Origin of the sequence: Acinetobacter sp. AS167 (assembly GCF_037152175.1) — a bacterium.
Lineage (GTDB): Bacteria > Pseudomonadota > Gammaproteobacteria > Pseudomonadales > Moraxellaceae > Acinetobacter.
Window position 1 is genome coordinate 141744 of the sequence record NZ_JBBCMP010000006.1, and the last position, 18190, is coordinate 159933.

The 18190-nt window shown below is 35.6% G+C and carries 16 protein-coding genes; 8 read left to right on the forward strand and 8 right to left on the reverse strand.

Annotated elements, in window-relative coordinates:
• Positions 1 to 112: 112 nt before the first annotated feature.
• Positions 113 to 562, forward strand: coding sequence for a hypothetical protein (locus tag WFN33_RS12155; RefSeq protein WP_336953394.1), 450 nt, complete (start codon positions 113 to 115; stop codon positions 560 to 562).
• 76 nt (positions 563 to 638) lie between these two features.
• Here WFN33_RS12155 and WFN33_RS12160 read toward each other — a convergent pair whose 3' ends face one another.
• The 3 genes from WFN33_RS12160 to znuD form a co-directional block, all read right to left on the reverse strand.
• Positions 639 to 1385, reverse strand: a complete 747-nt coding sequence (locus tag WFN33_RS12160) for a hypothetical protein (protein WP_336953395.1) — start codon at positions 1383 to 1385, stop codon at positions 639 to 641.
• A gap of 76 nt (positions 1386 to 1461) precedes the next feature.
• On the reverse strand, positions 1462 to 2925 hold the full coding sequence (locus WFN33_RS12165) for a phospholipase D family protein (RefSeq protein WP_336953396.1): 1464 nt from the start codon (positions 2923 to 2925) through the stop codon (positions 1462 to 1464).
• A 350-nt stretch (positions 2926 to 3275) separates the two neighbouring features.
• A complete protein-coding gene (znuD, locus tag WFN33_RS12170; RefSeq protein ID WP_336953397.1) occupies positions 3276 to 5390 on the reverse strand; it encodes a zinc piracy TonB-dependent receptor ZnuD in 2115 nt (704 codons plus the stop codon).
• A 137-nt stretch (positions 5391 to 5527) separates the two neighbouring features.
• Here znuD and WFN33_RS12175 point away from each other — a divergent pair, with 137 nt between their 5' ends.
• From WFN33_RS12175 to WFN33_RS12190, 4 genes are all read left to right on the forward strand, one after another.
• Positions 5528 to 6289 (forward strand): DUF4184 family protein, encoded by a 762-nt coding sequence (locus WFN33_RS12175; protein WP_336953398.1) that lies wholly within the window; start codon positions 5528 to 5530, stop codon positions 6287 to 6289.
• 193 nt (positions 6290 to 6482) lie between these two features.
• On the forward strand, positions 6483 to 8267 hold the full coding sequence (gene aspS / locus WFN33_RS12180; protein WP_336953399.1) for an aspartate--tRNA ligase: 1785 nt from the start codon (positions 6483 to 6485) through the stop codon (positions 8265 to 8267).
• A 138-nt stretch (positions 8268 to 8405) separates the two neighbouring features.
• Positions 8406 to 8624: a hypothetical protein gene (locus WFN33_RS12185; RefSeq protein WP_004723114.1), complete on the forward strand. Its 219-nt coding sequence runs from the start codon at positions 8406 to 8408 to the stop codon at positions 8622 to 8624.
• Positions 8625 to 8634: 10 nt separating this feature from the next.
• Entirely contained in the window at positions 8635 to 9498 is an 864-nt protein-coding gene (locus WFN33_RS12190; protein ID WP_336953400.1) for a lysophospholipid acyltransferase family protein, read from the forward strand.
• Between the two features lie 55 nt (positions 9499 to 9553).
• Here the strand turns inward: WFN33_RS12190 and WFN33_RS12195 are convergent, their stop codons facing one another.
• The gene (locus WFN33_RS12195; RefSeq protein ID WP_336953401.1) at positions 9554 to 10360 is read right to left on the reverse strand and encodes a glycosyltransferase family 25 protein; all 807 of its coding nucleotides are present in this window, start codon (positions 10358 to 10360) and stop codon (positions 9554 to 9556) included.
• A 141-nt stretch (positions 10361 to 10501) separates the two neighbouring features.
• Between WFN33_RS12195 and WFN33_RS12200 the strand changes: the two genes are divergently transcribed.
• From WFN33_RS12200 to WFN33_RS12210, 3 genes are read left to right on the forward strand one after another with little or no spacing between them, the layout of a single operon-like run.
• Positions 10502 to 11407, forward strand: a complete 906-nt coding sequence (locus WFN33_RS12200) for a glycosyltransferase (RefSeq protein WP_336953402.1) — start codon at positions 10502 to 10504, stop codon at positions 11405 to 11407.
• Between the two features lie 54 nt (positions 11408 to 11461).
• The gene (locus WFN33_RS12205) at positions 11462 to 12379 is read left to right on the forward strand and encodes a lipopolysaccharide biosynthesis protein (protein ID WP_419359071.1); all 918 of its coding nucleotides are present in this window, start codon (positions 11462 to 11464) and stop codon (positions 12377 to 12379) included.
• A gap of 38 nt (positions 12380 to 12417) precedes the next feature.
• Positions 12418 to 14349: an acyltransferase family protein gene (locus WFN33_RS12210; protein WP_336953403.1), complete on the forward strand. Its 1932-nt coding sequence runs from the start codon at positions 12418 to 12420 to the stop codon at positions 14347 to 14349.
• Between the two features lie 98 nt (positions 14350 to 14447).
• On the opposite strand, the gene WFN33_RS12215 is transcribed toward WFN33_RS12210, so the two are convergent.
• From WFN33_RS12215 to WFN33_RS12230, 4 genes are all read right to left on the reverse strand, one after another.
• The gene (locus WFN33_RS12215; protein WP_336953404.1) at positions 14448 to 15359 is read right to left on the reverse strand and encodes a glycosyltransferase family 32 protein; all 912 of its coding nucleotides are present in this window, start codon (positions 15357 to 15359) and stop codon (positions 14448 to 14450) included.
• Between the two features lie 97 nt (positions 15360 to 15456).
• On the reverse strand, positions 15457 to 16215 hold the full coding sequence (locus tag WFN33_RS12220) for a glycosyltransferase family 25 protein (RefSeq protein ID WP_336953405.1): 759 nt from the start codon (positions 16213 to 16215) through the stop codon (positions 15457 to 15459).
• 10 nt (positions 16216 to 16225) lie between these two features.
• On the reverse strand, positions 16226 to 17212 hold the full coding sequence (locus tag WFN33_RS12225) for a Stealth CR1 domain-containing protein (RefSeq protein ID WP_336953406.1): 987 nt from the start codon (positions 17210 to 17212) through the stop codon (positions 16226 to 16228).
• A 38-nt stretch (positions 17213 to 17250) separates the two neighbouring features.
• A complete protein-coding gene (locus WFN33_RS12230; protein ID WP_336953407.1) occupies positions 17251 to 18018 on the reverse strand; it encodes a glycosyltransferase in 768 nt (255 codons plus the stop codon).
• Positions 18019 to 18190 lie beyond the last annotated feature (172 nt).

The window sequence follows — 18190 nt, forward strand, 5'->3', positions numbered from 1 at the left end:
AATGGATGAATTGCAGTCAAAATTTAATCTTCTTTATTGTTTATACATCAACTTAAGTAAATTCTGACATCAATCTGATAAAATATAATTTTAATCTGATGAGTGCTGTATTGTGGCTGAACTGAGCTTTGACCGTTTACATCAATTTTTTTGCAAAATCCCAAGTGTGCAAGAAGCATTTATTGATAGCTATGGTTCAGATGGCAAACAAGCATGGTGGTTTAAATTTCAAATCAATATTGACCACCCTTTAGCCTGGCAAACTGTGCAAGAACTTGGTCACGTTTTAAATTATATTTCTAAAAATGAACGTCTTCCGACTCAGTTTTTACCCGTATCTCCTCCTCCGTATATGAATGGTGAGGCGAAACAATTTTTAGCTTGGGTGATTCAATGTAACCATGCAGATTTTTCACCTGATGTGGTGTGTGACTGGTTAGAGGCACGTCTCCCAAAACCTGTAGATGATGAAAGCCAATGGAAAATCAAAACTGATTTACATGAGTTAGATCATATTTCAAATAAAGATTTGGATGAGTTAGTTCCACCAAATCCGCAGTAATTCAATCTACATGAATCTCAAAAATTTAGAATTATGCGGTAAGAAGCTCAAATATCGACTTGAGCTTCTTACTCACTTATATTTTTAATTTATTTTGCAAATGCAGTACTTCTGCTTTCAACCAATTGAAATACCAACTATCAAATTTTTGTGTACTTCCACTCTCATCCAATATAGGCGCAATCCCACCCCATAGATCTCGAGAATCGATCCATATCTCACCTTTTGATGGTCCAGTAATGACTAAAAAATAATATTCACCACAACCAATTCCACAAATAGGCAAAATCCCATTGAGCTCAAAGTTTTCATAATACTGATCACGTGGATTTTCACCATGATGCTGAATAAATCTTTCAAACTCTTCGGTTGTTGGTTCGATGCGCTGAAATAATTTATCTCTAAATTCAGTATTATACTTTTCTAACCACTGGTTAAACTGCTCAGCAAGTTCCTCCCAATTTTCCAAATTATATGCATCGACAAATGGAAATGGTGTTTGCAGGTCAATTAAAATATCCCCCAAAATTAGACATTGGTCCTTATGGAATATTACTTTTAAAATTCCCAGATCAGGTCCTATCCCAGCACTTTCCCAGGTATCCCCTGTACCATTACCAATTTCAGTTAAAAATCTTTTATATTCAATTGGTATTTCAACTTGATTGAGTGTTTCAAACTTAGAGAGCATGTCAATGTCAACCTGAGTGGCTAACGATTTAAAAATTAAATCTTTTTGCTGAATCGATAATTGTTCTTTTTCAATAAACTTTTCTATCAACTGCTGATAAATATTTAAGTATATTTTTATTGTTTCAATCATTTACTCTAACTCTGCTTATCTTTTTCTTATCCACCTAGACTCCCTCATTGATAAAGGAATCTAGGCAAAATAAATACTAAAACGTCGACAAACCACTCCATTCCATAAAATGGTAAACCCCGTATTTAAGTTTTGACTCATCAGCGTATTTGCTGTAATCCACACTCATTTGACGACCATTTAAGTTTGACCAAGCCGTATTAAAATACTGTTCAGCATCGATAAAGACTTGTTGTTGTGGATTGCCAACCACGCGTAAATCAGTTTCCAAATTATAATTTTTTAAATTACGTGCGGTAAAGTTGGCAGAACCTAAAATCATTTCCGCAGATTGCGCATTATGCTTTACGATCATCTTACTATGGCACTGCTCACCTTGGGTATTACACCAACGCACATCAATTCCTGCGTCATTTAACTCTGAAGCCACTTGACGGTTTGGGATACCATTTTTTTGACGACCAAATGCATCTTTATTGGGATCAAGCAAGATACGTAATTTCACTCCACGTTGCTTGGCAGCAACTAAACCTTTAATAATTTGGCGCTCTGACAAATAAAACATGGCTAAATCAATTTGATCATTGGCTTTTGCTGACGCCAACATGTTTAAGACTGCATCATAAATTGCTTTTTCAGTGAGTACTTGAACCTGAGGATCATTCGGATTTTCAGGTAGTTTGCCAAAGGCAACAAAAGGCGTATCTCCTCCCGACATATGCGCGACGGTTTGTTCAGTATTTAAAATATCTGTTGCAGTTGCCCCGTCAACCATTAATGCAATGTTAGAGTGACGTGAACTACCATCATGAGGATTGGCGGATGTGACGATGGTTTTCCAACCTTCCGCTGTATCGACCACGATGGTTTTACGATGATTGGCTTTAAAATTAAATAAATTTAAATAACTACGGACTGTAATTTTTTCTTTACCAAATGGATTATTCAGCCAGCCTTTATTTGGATTATTGCCAATATCCTGACAACATAAATACCATATTCCAGACCAAGTAGGATTAGATGCGCGGAGTGGTGTTAAATTCGTTTCAATCACATCAATACCGCCTAAACGTAATTGACGATATTGTTCAGGCTGAATTCCACCATAAACAGAATTGATAGGATCGGTAATAAACTTAATTTCTAAGCTTGGGTTTACAATTTTTTCGTTAATCAAGGCTTGGGTTAATTGCTTGGTTAATTCTCGTTGCTGAACTTTAGAATCGCCGACTTCACTGTTAAATAGAAACATATCGATCACAATGGTGGTCTTGGCTTGCTTAATCAGCTGTAACACTTGATCAAAGATATGTTGATCAAGTTGCTGCTTCCCTTGCGCATCAATATAAGTTTCATCGGCAATAAATTTTACATTGGCATGACGCAATGGTCCGGTAAAATTCAGCCCTTTAGGAAGCGGTTTATAAACATGATAAATCGCAGATGAGAGATATCCTAAGGCCAATATGCCGATAATAATGCCGAAATAGCGACGTTTTGACCAATTCAGTTTGTTTTGAATTTTATTGAAGATACGCATAAGAAAAGACCTAGACCAATTTAGGATCTATCAACATTTCATATATAACTTGCTTTGTCGGCTAAAATTGAGCAAACGAGGCATGAAATGAAGAGAATAGCGAGACTATTTTCAAGTTTCATAACGATGTTTGAGATAATTTTAACAACAACCCTTGAGGGACTAGAGTGTTTTTTGATGCTACATCGTTATGACCTACTCATTTAGATCACTAAATTTCATAGATCATGCCTTGTATCCTCTAAAAAACACTCGTTGTCGCAAATACAGATGAAGTATTGGCAGACCCTTAGAGCCTAGGTCGAATTCCTTTATTTTTCAATAACGATTTGGTGAATGATTGCAAATAATTAGAACTTATAGTCCATACCTATGACAAAGTTACGTCCAATTTGTGGAATATTCGATAAGAAAGAAGTGTGTTCATAAATCTTCTCGTCCAACAGGTTGTTGGCTTTAAAGAATACTTTCGCTTCTTGTTTGTTGGCCAAAGGATATTGATAAGCAACACCTAGGTTCACCATGTTATAACCTTTGGTTTCTTGTTCATAAGACGCAAATTTATCTTGGTTAAACACATGTGAATATTCTGCTAAACCAGACCAACGCTCATCAAACTCAGCATTTACACGAGCGCCTAAACGACCAGCAGGAACACGTGGTGCATTTTCATCTTCAATTTTACCGCGTACATAGTCACCAAACAGGCTGGTTTTATACACATCATTCCACTGATAAGCGACTTCACCTTCTGTCCCGTAGAACTTGGCTTTATCTTGACTGTATTTGATCAAACGGAAGTTTTCGTATTGATCCAAAGTTTTGGCATAAATATAGTTATCAAACCAATTTTGATAGACATGTACATGATAGCTCAACTTGTCATTGTCATAATGAAGACCTAATTCCACATTGTTTGACTTCTCTTTATTTAAGTCTTGATTGCCCAGTTCATAAGTATTGGTCGCATAATGCTTTCCATCAGCATAAAGTTCTTGTGCTAAAGGCAATCGCTCTTGATGAGAACCCGTTAAAGAGAGCGTGTAATTTGGTGCAAATGCCCAATTCACAGCACCAGAATATGAGAATGCATTACCATCAAAGTCTTTTTGAGCTGAATCAACATCCACTGTTTGATGATCAAAACGAGTCCCTAATTCCACATGAAAATCACCAAATTGGCGATGCTCTAAGCCAAATACACTATATTTTTGGGTTTTATTTGGCGCAAGAACCGCTTCTTCACCTGTGATATCTAATTTTTGCTGGCTGGCTTGAACACCCCACACGCCTTCCCAAGCAGCAATCGGATTGTGTAACAACTCAACACGACCTTCATAACCTTTGCTCTTGAAGGTTGTCATTGCTGTACTTCCTTCAATTTCATCATGTTGATAGTCGGTATAACTTGCTTGTGCACGAAGTTTTTTAAAGCCAGCAAAAGGTTCATTGAGCTCAGAACGAAAATCATAACGTTCTGTTTTCATATCAATCCATGGCCCTGCTTCAGCATGATCATGCTCTTCCTCACCATGCCCATGTCCATGTCCTTCATCATGGTCATGGCCTGCATGATCATCATCGTGCCCACCACAGTGGAGTGATAAACCATGTAAATGGCATGACTCATATTCATGACTATGTCCAGGTAAACCGTATTGATCTTGGCGGTTGCTATAAGACACACCCGCAAAACCACGTTCACCGATCCAAGATAAGCCCACATTTACATTTTCAGACTCTGAAAATGTATTGCCAACTCGACGCTCTTTTGTACTATGTGCATGATCACCATGTTCTTCTGTTACGATATAGTTCGGGGTAATGTAATCATTGGCATCACGTTTTAAACCTTCTACACGTAATGCAACATTTGAACCTAATCCAACAGTCACCCCAGCATTTGCCATTTTTTCATCGTTGCCCGTGTTATAACGCAGACCAACATTGCCTTCATAACCATTTTCAGGCATCGCTGTCGGAATCTTGCTGTCAACCACATTGACTAAGCCACCCACAGACCCAGCCCCATATAATAATGTTGATGGTCCACGAATAACTTCAATTTTTTGTGCAAGTTGCGGATCTACAGTGACAGCATGATCTGGTGACAAACTTGAAACATCCATGGTTTCTGTTGCATTCTGAGTCACTTTAACCCGCGCACCCTCTTGCCCACGAATTACAGGACGACTTGAGCCAGCCCCAAATGTATTGGAATAAATCCCTAGTTCATCTTTGAGTGCTTCGCCTAAGGTCGTGCCAGCCTGTTGTAGTTTTTCACGTGAAACAGTTTCATCTGCAACACCAAAATCTTGGCTTGAACGGACCAAGGGATGCCCAACAACTGTAATGGTCTCTAATTGTTGTGGATTTTTTTCAGTATTGATTTGATCTTCCGCCCAAATAGAAGTTGAAATAACTGCAGAAATGGAAAGTGTTAGGGCGCTTTTGGTAAAAGACATGGGATGCTCTCAAAGCTCAGTATTTTTGGATTACGTTATATTATAACATTTCAATATTTTTGCAATAAAAAACATTTGCTCTTTGGCTTTTTATATAGAATCAGATCAAAACCATTGCTTAACTTTTTAATATCCTAATGCCCTTCACACTTTCACATGCTATTTTAGCGCCGCCTTTGTCCAAACTTTCAGGAAATCGCTTACCGATTGCTGCACTCGCAATTGGCACAATGACACCAGATTTGTATAGAGTATTGGTTAAAACTGAAATTTATTTAAATCATCAATTCAAAGGAATCATCTATCCAGATTTATTGGTGGGATTATTGTTCTGCTTGCTTTGGTATAGTTTATATCGCCCATTATTATTTAAGTTTTTAGCCATTCAAAAACCATTAAACATTGCTTCTTTTTCAAATTTTTTTCAATTTCTAATTTGGATAGTGTTGGCGATTATCTTAGGTACAGCAACTCATATTATTTGGGACGGTTTAACCCATTTAGATTTTCGAACTTTCGCTTTTAAAGAGTTTTTAGCCCAACCTGTCAGTATGTTTGATCGTATTTATCCTATGCATAAAGTCCTACAAATCGGCTGTTCTGTTGTGGCTTTACCGTTTTTAATGTGGATGGGGTTACATTACTTTTTTAAATATAAAGTCAATCAAATACGAAATCCTAAAATACAAATATTCTGTATAGCCTTATTTACAACCTCTTTTTTTAGCGGTTGCATTTATTATGTTTACATTGCCAAAATCACAGGATTAGCTCCTCAAGACACTGATTTGTATGTACTGATTGGTTTCTTTATGAAAACCTTTACTCAAGCTTCTGTTCTTTGTTTTACTTTTGGCTGTCTACTATTTCATTATTTAAATTATAAAAAATATTTTTAATGATGCTCTATTTGCCGATTGAGTCACTTAAACTTTCTCGGAATTAGCTTAAATTTATTCTGCAATGTGGTAGTTTTTGCCCCAAGTCCTTGTGACTCACCTCTCAAAGAGGCATAATCTCACATTACATTTTTAGGCGATGCGCTGTTTACGTACTCGCTTCCTTAACCCATATAGTTGGATTTTTAACGCTATGATGCGAACTCATTATTGCGGTTCTTTAACCGAAGCTCAAATTGACCAGACTGTAACGCTTTGTGGCTGGGTACATCGTCGTCGTGACCACGGTGGAGTGATTTTCCTTGATATGCGTGATCGTGATGGTCTCGTTCAAGTCGTCATCGATCCTGATACTCCAGAAGCATTTGCAACTGCGGATAAAGCACGTTCAGAATATGTATTAAAAATTGTAGGACGTGTACGTCGTCGCTATGAAGGCACCGAAAATGCCAATATGGTGAGTGGTCAAATCGAAGTTTTAGGTAAAGAAATCGAAGTTCTTGCTGCATCTGAAACTCCACCATTCCCATTGAATGATGAAAATGCCAATATTTCTGAAGAAATCCGTCTGAAATATCGTTTCCTCGATATTCGTCGTCCAGAAATGATTGACCGTTTACGTTTCCGCTCTAAAGTGACCACGTTAATTCGTAACTACTTAGATGAAAACGGCTTCTTGGATGTTGAAACACCCATTTTGACACGTGCAACACCTGAAGGTGCGCGTGACTATTTAGTGCCTAGCCGTGTTTCAAATGGTAGCTTTTATGCGCTCCCTCAATCACCACAATTGTTTAAACAATTGTTGATGGTTGGTGGTGTAGATCGTTATTACCAAATCGCAAAATGTTTCCGTGACGAAGACTTACGTGCCGATCGTCAACCTGAATTTACTCAAATCGACATCGAAACATCGTTCTTAAACGATGACGATATTATGGATTTGATGGAAGGCATGACCGTTAAGATGTTCAATGAACTTCTTGGTGTGAAATTCGACAAATTCCAACGCATGACTTATGCTGATGCAATGCGTGATTATGCATCTGACAAACCAGACTTACGTATTCCTTTGAAACTTGTAGACGTTGCGGACATGATGCAAGACGTTGAGTTCAAAGTATTTGCAGGCCCAGCAAAAGATCCTAAAGGTCGTATTGTGGCACTTCGTGTACCTGGTGCAGGCTCATTGCCACGTAGCCAAATCGATGAATACACTAAATTCGTTGGAATTTATGGGGCGAAAGGCTTAGCTTATATTAAAGTCAACGAACTTGAAAAAGGCATCGAAGGTCTTCAATCTCCAATCGTTAAATTCATCGAACCAATCGTGCTTGATTTGTTAAAGCGTGTTGGTGCTGAAAACGGTGACATCGTATTCTTTGGTGCAGATAAAGCCAAAGTTGTAAATGATGCAATGGGTGCTTTACGTATCAAGATCGGTCATGACATGAACATGTCAACAACCGAGTGGGCGCCACTTTGGGTCGTAGACTTCCCAATGTTCGAAGAAACTGATGATGGTAAATGGACATCTGTTCACCACCCGTTCACACTTCCAAAATCAAGTGTTGAAGAAGTGAAAAGCAATCCTGGTGCAGCACTTTCTGTTGCTTACGATATGGTATTGAATGGTACCGAAATCGGTGGTGGTTCATTGCGTATCTACACTTTAGAAATGCAAAAAGCAATTTTTGAAGCTTTAGGTATTGGCGAAGAAGAAGCTGAAGAAAAATTCAGTTTCTTATTAAATGCTTTAAAATTCGGTGCACCGCCTCATGGTGGTTTAGCATTCGGTCTAGACCGTTTAGTGATGTTGATGACAGGTTCATCATCTATCCGTGACGTGATTGCTTTCCCGAAAACCAAAACTGCTGAGTGTCCATTAACTCAAGCACCTGCACCAGTTGAACCAAATCAATTGCGTGACTTGGGTATTCGTTTACGCGAAAAACCGAAAGCTGAAGAATCTAAATAATTTTTAATTGTTTCATCAAAAACCCTGCTTTATGCAGGGTTTTCTGTTTTTCATATGCATTTTATTTCGATAGGTTCTAATTGAGATAAGTTCTCATAAATGGCATACTATCGCTGTTAACTTTTGAGGTGAAAACCTATGGCTATGCGACCTAATGTACTTCGTCATACAATTATTATCATTGTATTTTCAGTGGTTCAATGGGGATTTATGCGTTATATCCTAAGCCATCAGTTGTTTAATTTAGATACTTATCAACGTATTCTATATTTCAGCATGAGCAGTTTTATTGCTGGTTTCTTTATTATTTCAGCACTAATTTATTTGGTGTTGAAAGGCAATGCTGATCGCGACTAATATTAATTAAATGTATAAGCTACTTAAAACTTTCTCTCGATTACCTCTAGGGATGATACAAAGTATTGCTAGAGGTGTGGGGAATTTATTGTTTATGAGTAATTCTTCAGCAAAACGTACCACTGCATTGAATTTAACAGCAGCGTATCCCGAGCTTGATGAACAACAACGCAATCAACTGATTAAGGCCAGTTTAAAAAGCCAATGTATGACTTATGCAGAGTCAATTAAAATTTGGGGATCTTCTCCAGAATTCGCCTTAGCCCAAATTAAACAGGTTTATAATGCTGATATTTTTCTCAATGCCTTGAAGAATCCCAATGGCTGTATTGGTGTGGTACCCCATTTTGGAGCATGGGAGCTCATGAATGCGTGGATCAACCAACATACTCATCCTGTTATCATGTATAAACCAAGTAGAGATAAAGACTTAGATCGATTTATGTTAGAGTCTCGCCAACGCTTAAATGCAACATTAGTACCCACTGATGATACTGGTGTACGGGCCTTATTTAAACATTTAAAACAAGGTGGATTTACTGCCATCCTTCCCGACCATATCCCCAAAGAGTCTGGCGGTATTTATTCTGAGTTTTATGGGCAAAAAGCATTTTCATCAACTTTACTTTCAAAGCTTGCTGCAAAAACCCAATGTTCCGTCGTGGGTTTAACTTGTGTTCGCCGCTCTGATTTCTCAGGTTTTGATTTACATTTTACCGCACTATCACAAAATATTAATTCTAAAGATTTACAGCTTTCAGTCGATACCTTGAATAAAGAAATGGAACGAATGATTAGTATTGCTCCTGAACAGTATTTATGGGGCTATAAACGATTTAGGAAATTAGAGGGTGGCAGGAATTTGTATAAATAAGCAAATTCATGTCCACCAAACAGAACTTCAAAAATTAACAGCTAAAACATTAGTTTCAACGAAATTTTATTTTCACAGTCCGAATGCCTTGTCTAAATTTTGCCAGCTTAATCATCATTTTTTGAATTTGTCTAATAACTCTTGAACATTCTTTTTTCAATTTATCACTAAATTTCAATTTTTTCTTTTTTAGATACTTCCCTTTTCTAATATTTCTAACTTCTTCCAAGGCACTTGGAAACTGTGTATTACCATTCGTCAATATCATATCCTGAATACACAATGCGGGGCTAAGCTGATACACTTCTAGCTCTGGGCACTCTCTAAACAAAAAATGATCCACAGGGATTAATGCTTTCGATTCAACAATAAAATTCAGCAATTTTTTTGCTACATCTTGCGATATGATATATCCGCCACATCCCATATGCGCTTCACGTAATAACAATAGCTTACGGGCATCGGGAGCCGAGAGATTATGTTGTTTTAACGCTACACCAATTTTTTTATAAAAGACCTCTAACTTAATCACAGAACATTCTTTTGGAATCCATACATCATCCAATAAAAAATCTTTTGCATGATCACCTAAATAGATATCATCTTCAAATATTGCAATATAATCGAGTTGCTCATCTATTGCTTTTTTCCATAACAGCATATGGCTCAGCAAGCAACCGACTTCATTTTGGTGTAAAGCTGTTGTATACCCGACCAGGCCAAGTTTAGATGTCGCGATGTCTATATTCACAGGCGTAATCGCATCAAAAAATTCAAAATCTACTTCTTGTTTTGTAAATTCAGCTACAATATGCTTACGGCGCTCTTGAGCAGTTGATAAACTAATGACAAATTTTTTCATAAAAACTCTTACAACAATTACTCATAAATTTAATTTTGAGATCGACTCCACGATAAAGATCAATGTTCATTTAAATTAATCGCATTTAGCGATATACTATACGGCACCACTCTAATAAATGTGATTTAGGGGCTATAAATAATGATTAGTGAAAACATTAAAATTTTTGTAGGTTGCGATCCAAATAACTGTGATCTTGAACAACTCATGGTATTAGAACATAGTGTTCGTAAACATACACAGCATAATGTTGAATTTATTTGGATGCAACTTAGTCATGACATAAATAGTCCGTGGTATAGCGACCAAGAAACAGGTAATGGATGGTCTACAGAAAAATGGGCAACACCTTTTTCTGGTTTCCGTTGGGCAATACCTGAGTTATGTAATTTCACAGGTCGCGCAATTTATATGGATGCTGATGTGGTCGTACTCTGTGATATTGCAGAACTTTGGTCACACCCTATGAATAATGATGCAATCGTTATCGCTAAAGGCGGGAAAAGTACAGCGCGTTTATGTACTTGTGTATGGGATTGTGAGAAAGCCAAACAATACCTCCCACCACTTGATGAAATCCGCACGAATCCAGAGAGTCATAAAAATTTAATGCGTCTTATCAAAGACAAGCCTCAATTAGTTGAACCTTATCAAGATTCTTATAATAATATTGATGGTGAAGACTTAGCGATCGAACAAATTAAAGTATTACACTACTCGGACATGGGAACTCAATTTAGTCATAAATATGCAATTCCACGTCTTGCCAAAGCGAATCAAAAACATTGGTTTGATGGCAAAATAATGCCTCATCCTCGCCAAGATTTAGTTGAGTTATTTGATCAATATTATGCGGAAGCACTAGAGCTTGGCTATAAACCTGAAAATTATTTAATTGAACCTTTTGGAACTTTTTCAAAAGCAACTCAAATTAACTACCAAGGGAATAAAGTGACTCGCCCAGACCAAGAAACCAATTGGTTGAGTAAGCAAATCCGAAAAATTAAAGCTAAATTTAAAAAGCCCACATTTACTTTAGATGGATAAATTGTCGAATAGACATTTTATCCATCTTCAATCCTTTTCTCATTACGACTCTATATGAACCATAAAACACCAAAATCGATTCAATTATTCTTTTCAAATTTTGTTTTAAGAAATATCTATAAATTTATTTATAAACATAGCCATCCTAAAACACATCGACATAATCGTAAATACTGGCCTTATTATTCCGTTAAAAGGAATGAACTTGGTGGAATTGATCAGGTGTATTTTCGTAAGAAACTCATTGCTGACAATTCAGTTATGCCTACACGCTCTTGTAAAAAAAGCATGCTGGTTGCAACTGGTCCTTCCGTTCAAAAATGCCCAGAAGATGTTTTTAAAAGACAAGATATAGATTATATCGGAATTAATGGTTCAATCTCATTGGACTATGTTCAATTTAAATATTATGTCATTATCGACTTTAATTTTACTAAAAATCGTTTTGATTTAGTACTCAAAGTACTTCAAAGTCAATGTACTTTTTTCACCACTCATCGCTGTCTAGACATCATTCTAAGAAGAATCAATCCTGACCAAATTAAATGTCAGATCAAAGTCATTGAAACGATTACGGATGGTGTAACTGAACGATTTTTAGGTCCCCGTCTCACTATTAATCCCCATCAAGACTATTTTTATTTAGAAGATGGTAAAGGATTCTCTCTGCATATTCGTGATTCTATTTTTGATTATTTCACAGTGTCATATGTCGCATTACAAATTATTTATTCTCTGTCTTATGAAGAAATTTATTTAGCAGGTTTAGATATGAATAACTTTAATCAACCACGTTTTTATGAAAAAAGCGGTAACAAACAACCAACGATGCTTGACCAATACTTAACGGAAATATTTCCAGCATTTGAGGCCGCTTCTCACTATTTAAACAAGCAGAATATTAAAGTTTACAATCTTTCACTGAAAAGTGCGATAGAGTCTTTTGAGAAATTAGATCCAAAGCTTTTATAAAGTTTTGGATTCACCTTAGCTCTTAATTTGTTTTTAATATGCAAACCAAAAATTTCCGTGATGATATCAACGGGCTTCGCGCCTATGCTGTAATACTTGTTGTTCTATTCCATTTTGGGGTTTCAGGATTTTCTGCTGGATTCTTAGGTGTCGATGTTTTCTTTGTTATTTCTGGTTATCTAATGACCAAAATCATTATTGAGAACCTTGAAAAAAATAGTTTTTCTTTTATAAACTTTTATTTAGCAAGAATCACACGAATTTTTCCTGCACTTTTCTTTGTCATCTTAATCATGACAATTTGCGGATGGTTTTTTTTCATCCCAGAAGACTTCAAACTGTTTGCTAAAGATGCAAAATATAGTCTAAGTTTTTTATCTAATGACTTATATTATCGTCAAGCAGGTGATTATTTTGCAGTAAGTTCTCATGATAAGGCCTTACTTCATACATGGTCTTTATCAGTAGAATGGCAATTTTATATATTATTTCCTATTCTTGTTTATTTATATTTTAAAATTATTCAAAATAAAAAATTCTTAGGAATATTTTTAATTTTATTATGTATTTCATCTTTAAGCTTCTCAATTTATATCTCTTCTAAAGACTCAATCTATGCTTTTTTTAAGCTCACCTCTCGTGCTTGGGAGTTGCTTGCGGGTGGCTTGGCTTATTATTATTTTAGAACATATACGCCAACTCAACCCATAAAATATTTTTTTGAACTTGTTGGTTTTTCATTCATTGCACTAAGCTTAGTCCTGTTTGGTCAAGATACAATCTGGCCAAGTTATAACGCATTAGTTCCTGTAATTGGAACGATGCTTATTCTTATTGCTAACCAACAAAATTCAGTTTTCACCAAATTTAAATTTATTCAAAATATAGGCAGTGCTTCTTACTCTATTTATTTGTGGCATTGGCCAGTTGCCTTTTTACTTGGATATTTTTTCTTTGAAAAAAACATAGTCAATATTAGTCTAGGGATTCTGATCTCTTTTATTTTAGGCTGGTTAAGCTATAAATATATTGAAAGTTCAAGAAAATATTTAGTCAGTATTAAGGTATATTACTGCTATTTATTATTCTTTATCATCCTGATCTCTTCATCCACACTCTATTCATATATAAATAAAGACGGTTTAAAAAATCGTGCCGATTCACTCTATTTAAAACACAATGAAAAACTTGAAATGCCAAAGGTTTCCAATGGCTGGTGTTTTTATAATATTAAAGATGATCACAGCCTTAAGGTAGGTCAACAAGGACTTGAATGTCATATTGGATCGAAACAAACTGATGCTCAAAAAGTACTTTTATTTGGTGATTCTTTTGCTGGACATAATATTCCCTTTTGGCATTATCTGGGTAAAAAACTCAACTTAAATATCCATGCAATTACTACAAATTGGTGTTATCCAAGTACGGATGATCAATTCACAGGGGATAAGAATTCAACGGCCTACCAGCAATGTATGATTAATCGAAATTACTTAAAAAACAATATAGATCGATATAGTGTATTAATTTTTGCAGGTCGCTGGTCCGATATTGTGCAACAGCATCAAGAACAAAGTTTTAAAAATTTGCTCGAACTAGCGAATCAATCACATAAGAAAGTGATTGTAATGTCTGAGCCTTATGCATTTGATGCAAACATTAGCATGTTATACAAACGGTCATTGTGGTTACATCGAAATTTCAATCTAAATAGTTATTTTGATAATGTTAAAGCTAAACAGCAAAAAAATGCTTCACGGCTCATTACAGATACGACTCAGCACTATCCAAATACGTTATTGCTCACTCAAGCAGATTTGTTTAAACCAAATCATATGGCAAAAGAAAGTATTCCTTACTCTTTGGATGGTCGCCATTTATCTGTTTTTGGTTCATTGTCCTCTGAAGAGTATTTTACTCAACAGCCTAAATATAAAGTACTTAAACAGTTTTTATCTACTTCAAACTAGTTAAAAATTTGGGTCAGCTAGGATTTTAGTCTAAATAAGCTTTGATTTCAGAAAAGAGATCAAAGCTTATTTTTTAACATGATTGAATGAGTTCTAAGTTAAAAATCAATAAAAGATCCTTTAAAATACATTCCTTTATCATAATATTGGCATAAATAATTACGCTCTTTTCCTGCAAGTTTTATTAACTTAGGATATTCTTCAGCTGGATAATTAATTGCCATATCAATCAAAATCTTTTCTTTTACCCAGCGATTTTTCACTTGGTAGTAAAAGGCATTTTCATCACAATCGATTAAAGTAATGCTTGGGAAAGATCGTCTGAGCACTTTCTGACATGCGACATAAGCCACTAAATATTCCAAATTACTAATTCTTTGAAAAATATCTTTGCTATTTTTTTCAGTTTTTTGAATATTTTGTACATAGCATTTAGGCGTTTGTTGAATTGCTAAATATAATTCATCATACCAATGCTTAAAGAAAACATTTTTTTTAACACTTGCCAATAACCAATTCTCCAATACTGGATAATCGATATTCGTAGTATTTTTTTTTCGGTAATAAGAAAAACATTCTGTCTGATTATTTTGCATCAGTTCAGTAATCCAATCCAAATTATCATAAAGAATTATACTGGCATCTAACCAGATCCCACCATGCTGATATAAAAGATCAAATCTGAGTAGATCAGCCTTTTGTTGAGGCGTCGCATCCTTCAATAAAGAAAAATCAATATCACTGTACTCACTTACATTTTTTGGGTTAAGTACATATACTTGATAAGATGGGTTTTTTTCACGAATATTTTCGACACATTTTTCTACAAACTCTGGGAAACGTCCTTCCCAATAAATCCAAATTTTTTTAGGTAACTCAATAGAAGTAGTAACAGGATTAAAAATGAGCTGTCCTGCATAATTATCAATTTTTTTATTGGTAAGTCTAATTTTATAATAGTACATCATATGAAATTTAGCTAAATAAAATAATTTTTTAAAAATTTTCATATAATAGATCCACAACGTTTACCTAAAGCAATACTGATAAAAATACATTTTACACAGTATATTTAACCAACAATTATCCAATTACATCTTAATACAATTAAAAATAAAGATGTTTAAGAGCATATACCCGATCACGCCACATACGTTTTTGCTTCTTAAAACCATAAGAATGGTCACGATTTTCTTTCTCTTTACGAGATATTCCCTGTGTTGCAACTGTACCTAAAATATCGCTGTCCAAACCTGCTGGACGAACAAAAGCAGGCCAAACACCTAATCCTTTTCCATTCTTACTCAACCAAGTTTGGAAAAAGATATCAACAGGCATCGCAATTGTTTTACCTTGTGCAATAAACGCCTCAGCACCCTTTCGTGACCAAATTAACCCCAAACCACGAATAGGAAAATAATAAGCGTGCCACAATGAATAGTGATCAAACTGAGTAATGTCTTTGGCTAACTTTTTCTTCTTCGCGGCTAAATTAATCAGATACCAGTCTAAGTCTGGATGCGTATCTAAATAATTTAAAACTTGATCCATAGACTGTTTGAAATCAGCTGTAATTTTCATATCATCTTCTAGGACAACAAGATAATCTGCATCACTTGCTAAAAATTTCTGAGCACAGCCATAATGACTGAGATAACACCCTAGCTCAGAATTGAGTAACCGTCTTCCTAAAGTTTGCTGCGTCAACGCATCATCATAATCCTGAAAAGATGACAATCCTTTGCCACGTCCATCGTAAGCAGAAAAACGCTCAAACTCCCAGTTTACCGCCTGTAACTGTTCTGTTGCGCGAGCAAGTCGCTCATCACTACCATCTAAATTTATCAGATATGTTTTAACTTTCATGATGGGCTTCCTACGATAAAACTTTGGCTGAAATAACTGATTTAGGTAAATAATCATATAATTTATCGATCATTTTAAGACGTACCTGTTCAGCATTCTCAGAATTTAGTTGATCTAAACTTTGGATACAACCATATTTAATATTGCCTTGATTCAATGCTTCTACAAACTCAGGTAAGCTTTCAGCATTCTTCAAATAAGCCAAAGCTAAATCAGATTTTAAAACTGCTTCATTTTTTTGAATCTTTAAATGATTCATCAATGAAATCGGATTTAGCTGTTCGACACTTCTAAATTTATATTTAATCTGTGTTTCTAATAGGTCTGGATGATGCAATAAGTATTCACTTAAAATTTTACGATCTACGCAATGTGGATAATGGTGGATTTCAAAAAATTCTTTAAAGCCTAGAATATCAGCACCCAGCATTTGTGCAATCACATGACCAGGTTGAATCGGTTTATTAAATTTTCGATTTAAAAACTGACGATATTTCAGCTTAGCCTTGTAACTAAAACAACTTTTCCAGTGTCCATAGGTGACGATTTTATTGGCTTCAAGAAAATCTTCAATTTGAGCAGGTGAATTGAAAAAGAAGTCATCATTTAAGTAGATAAAATAATCTGAAAGCCCGTTAATATTCCATAACATGCTTTCAATTGACCGGGTGTTAAACGTGGGTAGAAATTGCGTATAACCAGCAAAAATCTCACGATGATCAACGACACGAATTTTATTTGCATCACAAAGACCTTGTGTTGCAAATTCATTTAAAAATTCAGGCTGCTGATTATCTGTAACAATGAAAATATGACGGCAAAAAGGTACATACTTCAATATAGATGCAATGTTGTAATAGATCTCATCATTACTAGCAAAACGTGTATCGCTCACAGCATCTGAGGCATCTCCACCTGTGAGGTATTGATGACGTTTACGTTTTAACTCAACATCATTGCCATCGACCCAAGCAATCACGATATCAAGGTTTTGCATCTATATTGTTCTCAAATTTTCTAATGATCTAAATAAAATTACTGCCAAGCGTCTTTAATCCAGTCTGAAGGCAACACATAACGATACCATTTACCACCACCGCCAGTCACAGCATCAGGTGGATTAATTTCCCCATGGAAAATAATAATTTTGGCATCTTGTGGCTTTACTGGTGGCTTAAAATAAGCCAATGGTAATTTTTGCAAGCAATGGTATTTATAACTCTTACACCAATCTTTTGGCCAGTAGCTTAGTTTTTGCTGCTGATCGACATACCACGATAAATACTCTTGTTCATTTCGGAATTTATGACTAATTTCTTTAAAGTTTTCACGAAAATACGGCAAAATTTCAGGAAAGGTGCCCAACTTAAAACGATAAACTGAGCTATTTCCGGTCACACGCCAAGGACGTTTCCAATCGTGAATAATTAGAAATTCACCGGGATAAGTAAAGAAATCATCAATATTGTCTACAATGACCACATCAAGATCTAGAAATAATAAATTGCCTTTTAAACCATATAAATTGGGTTCAAAAGTAGATAGTTTATTCCATCCTCGCTCAGGACTTCCTTCAGGTAATGCTAATGGCGGAATTGGAAAGCATTGAACTTCGGGATTAATACCTTCCGTACGATCAGTCAAACACACCATTTGGAAATCAATTGTGGTATGTCGTTTCACCATGTTATATAGGCGATTGACATACTCAGCACCATACTTGCTGCCCCACTTCATACACAAAACGATATTCTGTTCTGATTCAACTAAATTCGACTGTAAATTTGATTCATTGACCTGCATGCATCAATCTTCCACCTGAGCAATCGCCATATCATACCATTACCCTCGCCAAGTTACTGTATTCGATTGCATATGCTGAACAATTTGTTTCATGAGAATATGCTATGATGCGTTAACAATTCACATTGAGCATGATCATTTTAATTGTTCGATATTTTATTGAGCAATCTTT

Excerpts from the sequence above, each read along its gene's own strand:
- WFN33_RS12210 (WP_336953403.1), top strand. The coding sequence starts at position 12,418 with ATGCAAACCAAAAATTTCCGTGATGATATCAACGGGCTTCGCGCCTAT.
- WFN33_RS12200 (WP_336953402.1), top strand. The coding sequence starts at position 10,502 with ATGATTAGTGAAAACATTAAAATTTTTGTAGGTTGCGATCCAAATAAC.
- WFN33_RS12165 (WP_336953396.1), bottom strand. The coding sequence starts at position 2,925 with ATGCGTATCTTCAATAAAATTCAAAACAAACTGAATTGGTCAAAACGT.
- WFN33_RS12185 (WP_004723114.1), top strand. The coding sequence starts at position 8,406 with ATGGCTATGCGACCTAATGTACTTCGTCATACAATTATTATCATTGTA.
- WFN33_RS12230 (WP_336953407.1), bottom strand. The coding sequence starts at position 18,018 with ATGCAGGTCAATGAATCAAATTTACAGTCGAATTTAGTTGAATCAGAA.
- WFN33_RS12190 (WP_336953400.1), top strand. The coding sequence starts at position 8,635 with ATGTATAAGCTACTTAAAACTTTCTCTCGATTACCTCTAGGGATGATA.
- aspS (WP_336953399.1), top strand. The coding sequence starts at position 6,483 with ATGATGCGAACTCATTATTGCGGTTCTTTAACCGAAGCTCAAATTGAC.
- WFN33_RS12215 (WP_336953404.1), bottom strand. The coding sequence starts at position 15,359 with ATGAAAATTTTTAAAAAATTATTTTATTTAGCTAAATTTCATATGATG.
- WFN33_RS12195 (WP_336953401.1), bottom strand. The coding sequence starts at position 10,360 with ATGAAAAAATTTGTCATTAGTTTATCAACTGCTCAAGAGCGCCGTAAG.
- WFN33_RS12175 (WP_336953398.1), top strand. The coding sequence starts at position 5,528 with ATGCCCTTCACACTTTCACATGCTATTTTAGCGCCGCCTTTGTCCAAA.
- WFN33_RS12225 (WP_336953406.1), bottom strand. The coding sequence starts at position 17,212 with ATGCAAAACCTTGATATCGTGATTGCTTGGGTCGATGGCAATGATGTT.
- znuD (WP_336953397.1), bottom strand. The coding sequence starts at position 5,390 with ATGTCTTTTACCAAAAGCGCCCTAACACTTTCCATTTCTGCAGTTATT.
- WFN33_RS12205 (WP_419359071.1), top strand. The coding sequence starts at position 11,462 with ATGAACCATAAAACACCAAAATCGATTCAATTATTCTTTTCAAATTTT.
- WFN33_RS12160 (WP_336953395.1), bottom strand. The coding sequence starts at position 1,385 with ATGATTGAAACAATAAAAATATACTTAAATATTTATCAGCAGTTGATA.
- WFN33_RS12220 (WP_336953405.1), bottom strand. The coding sequence starts at position 16,215 with ATGAAAGTTAAAACATATCTGATAAATTTAGATGGTAGTGATGAGCGA.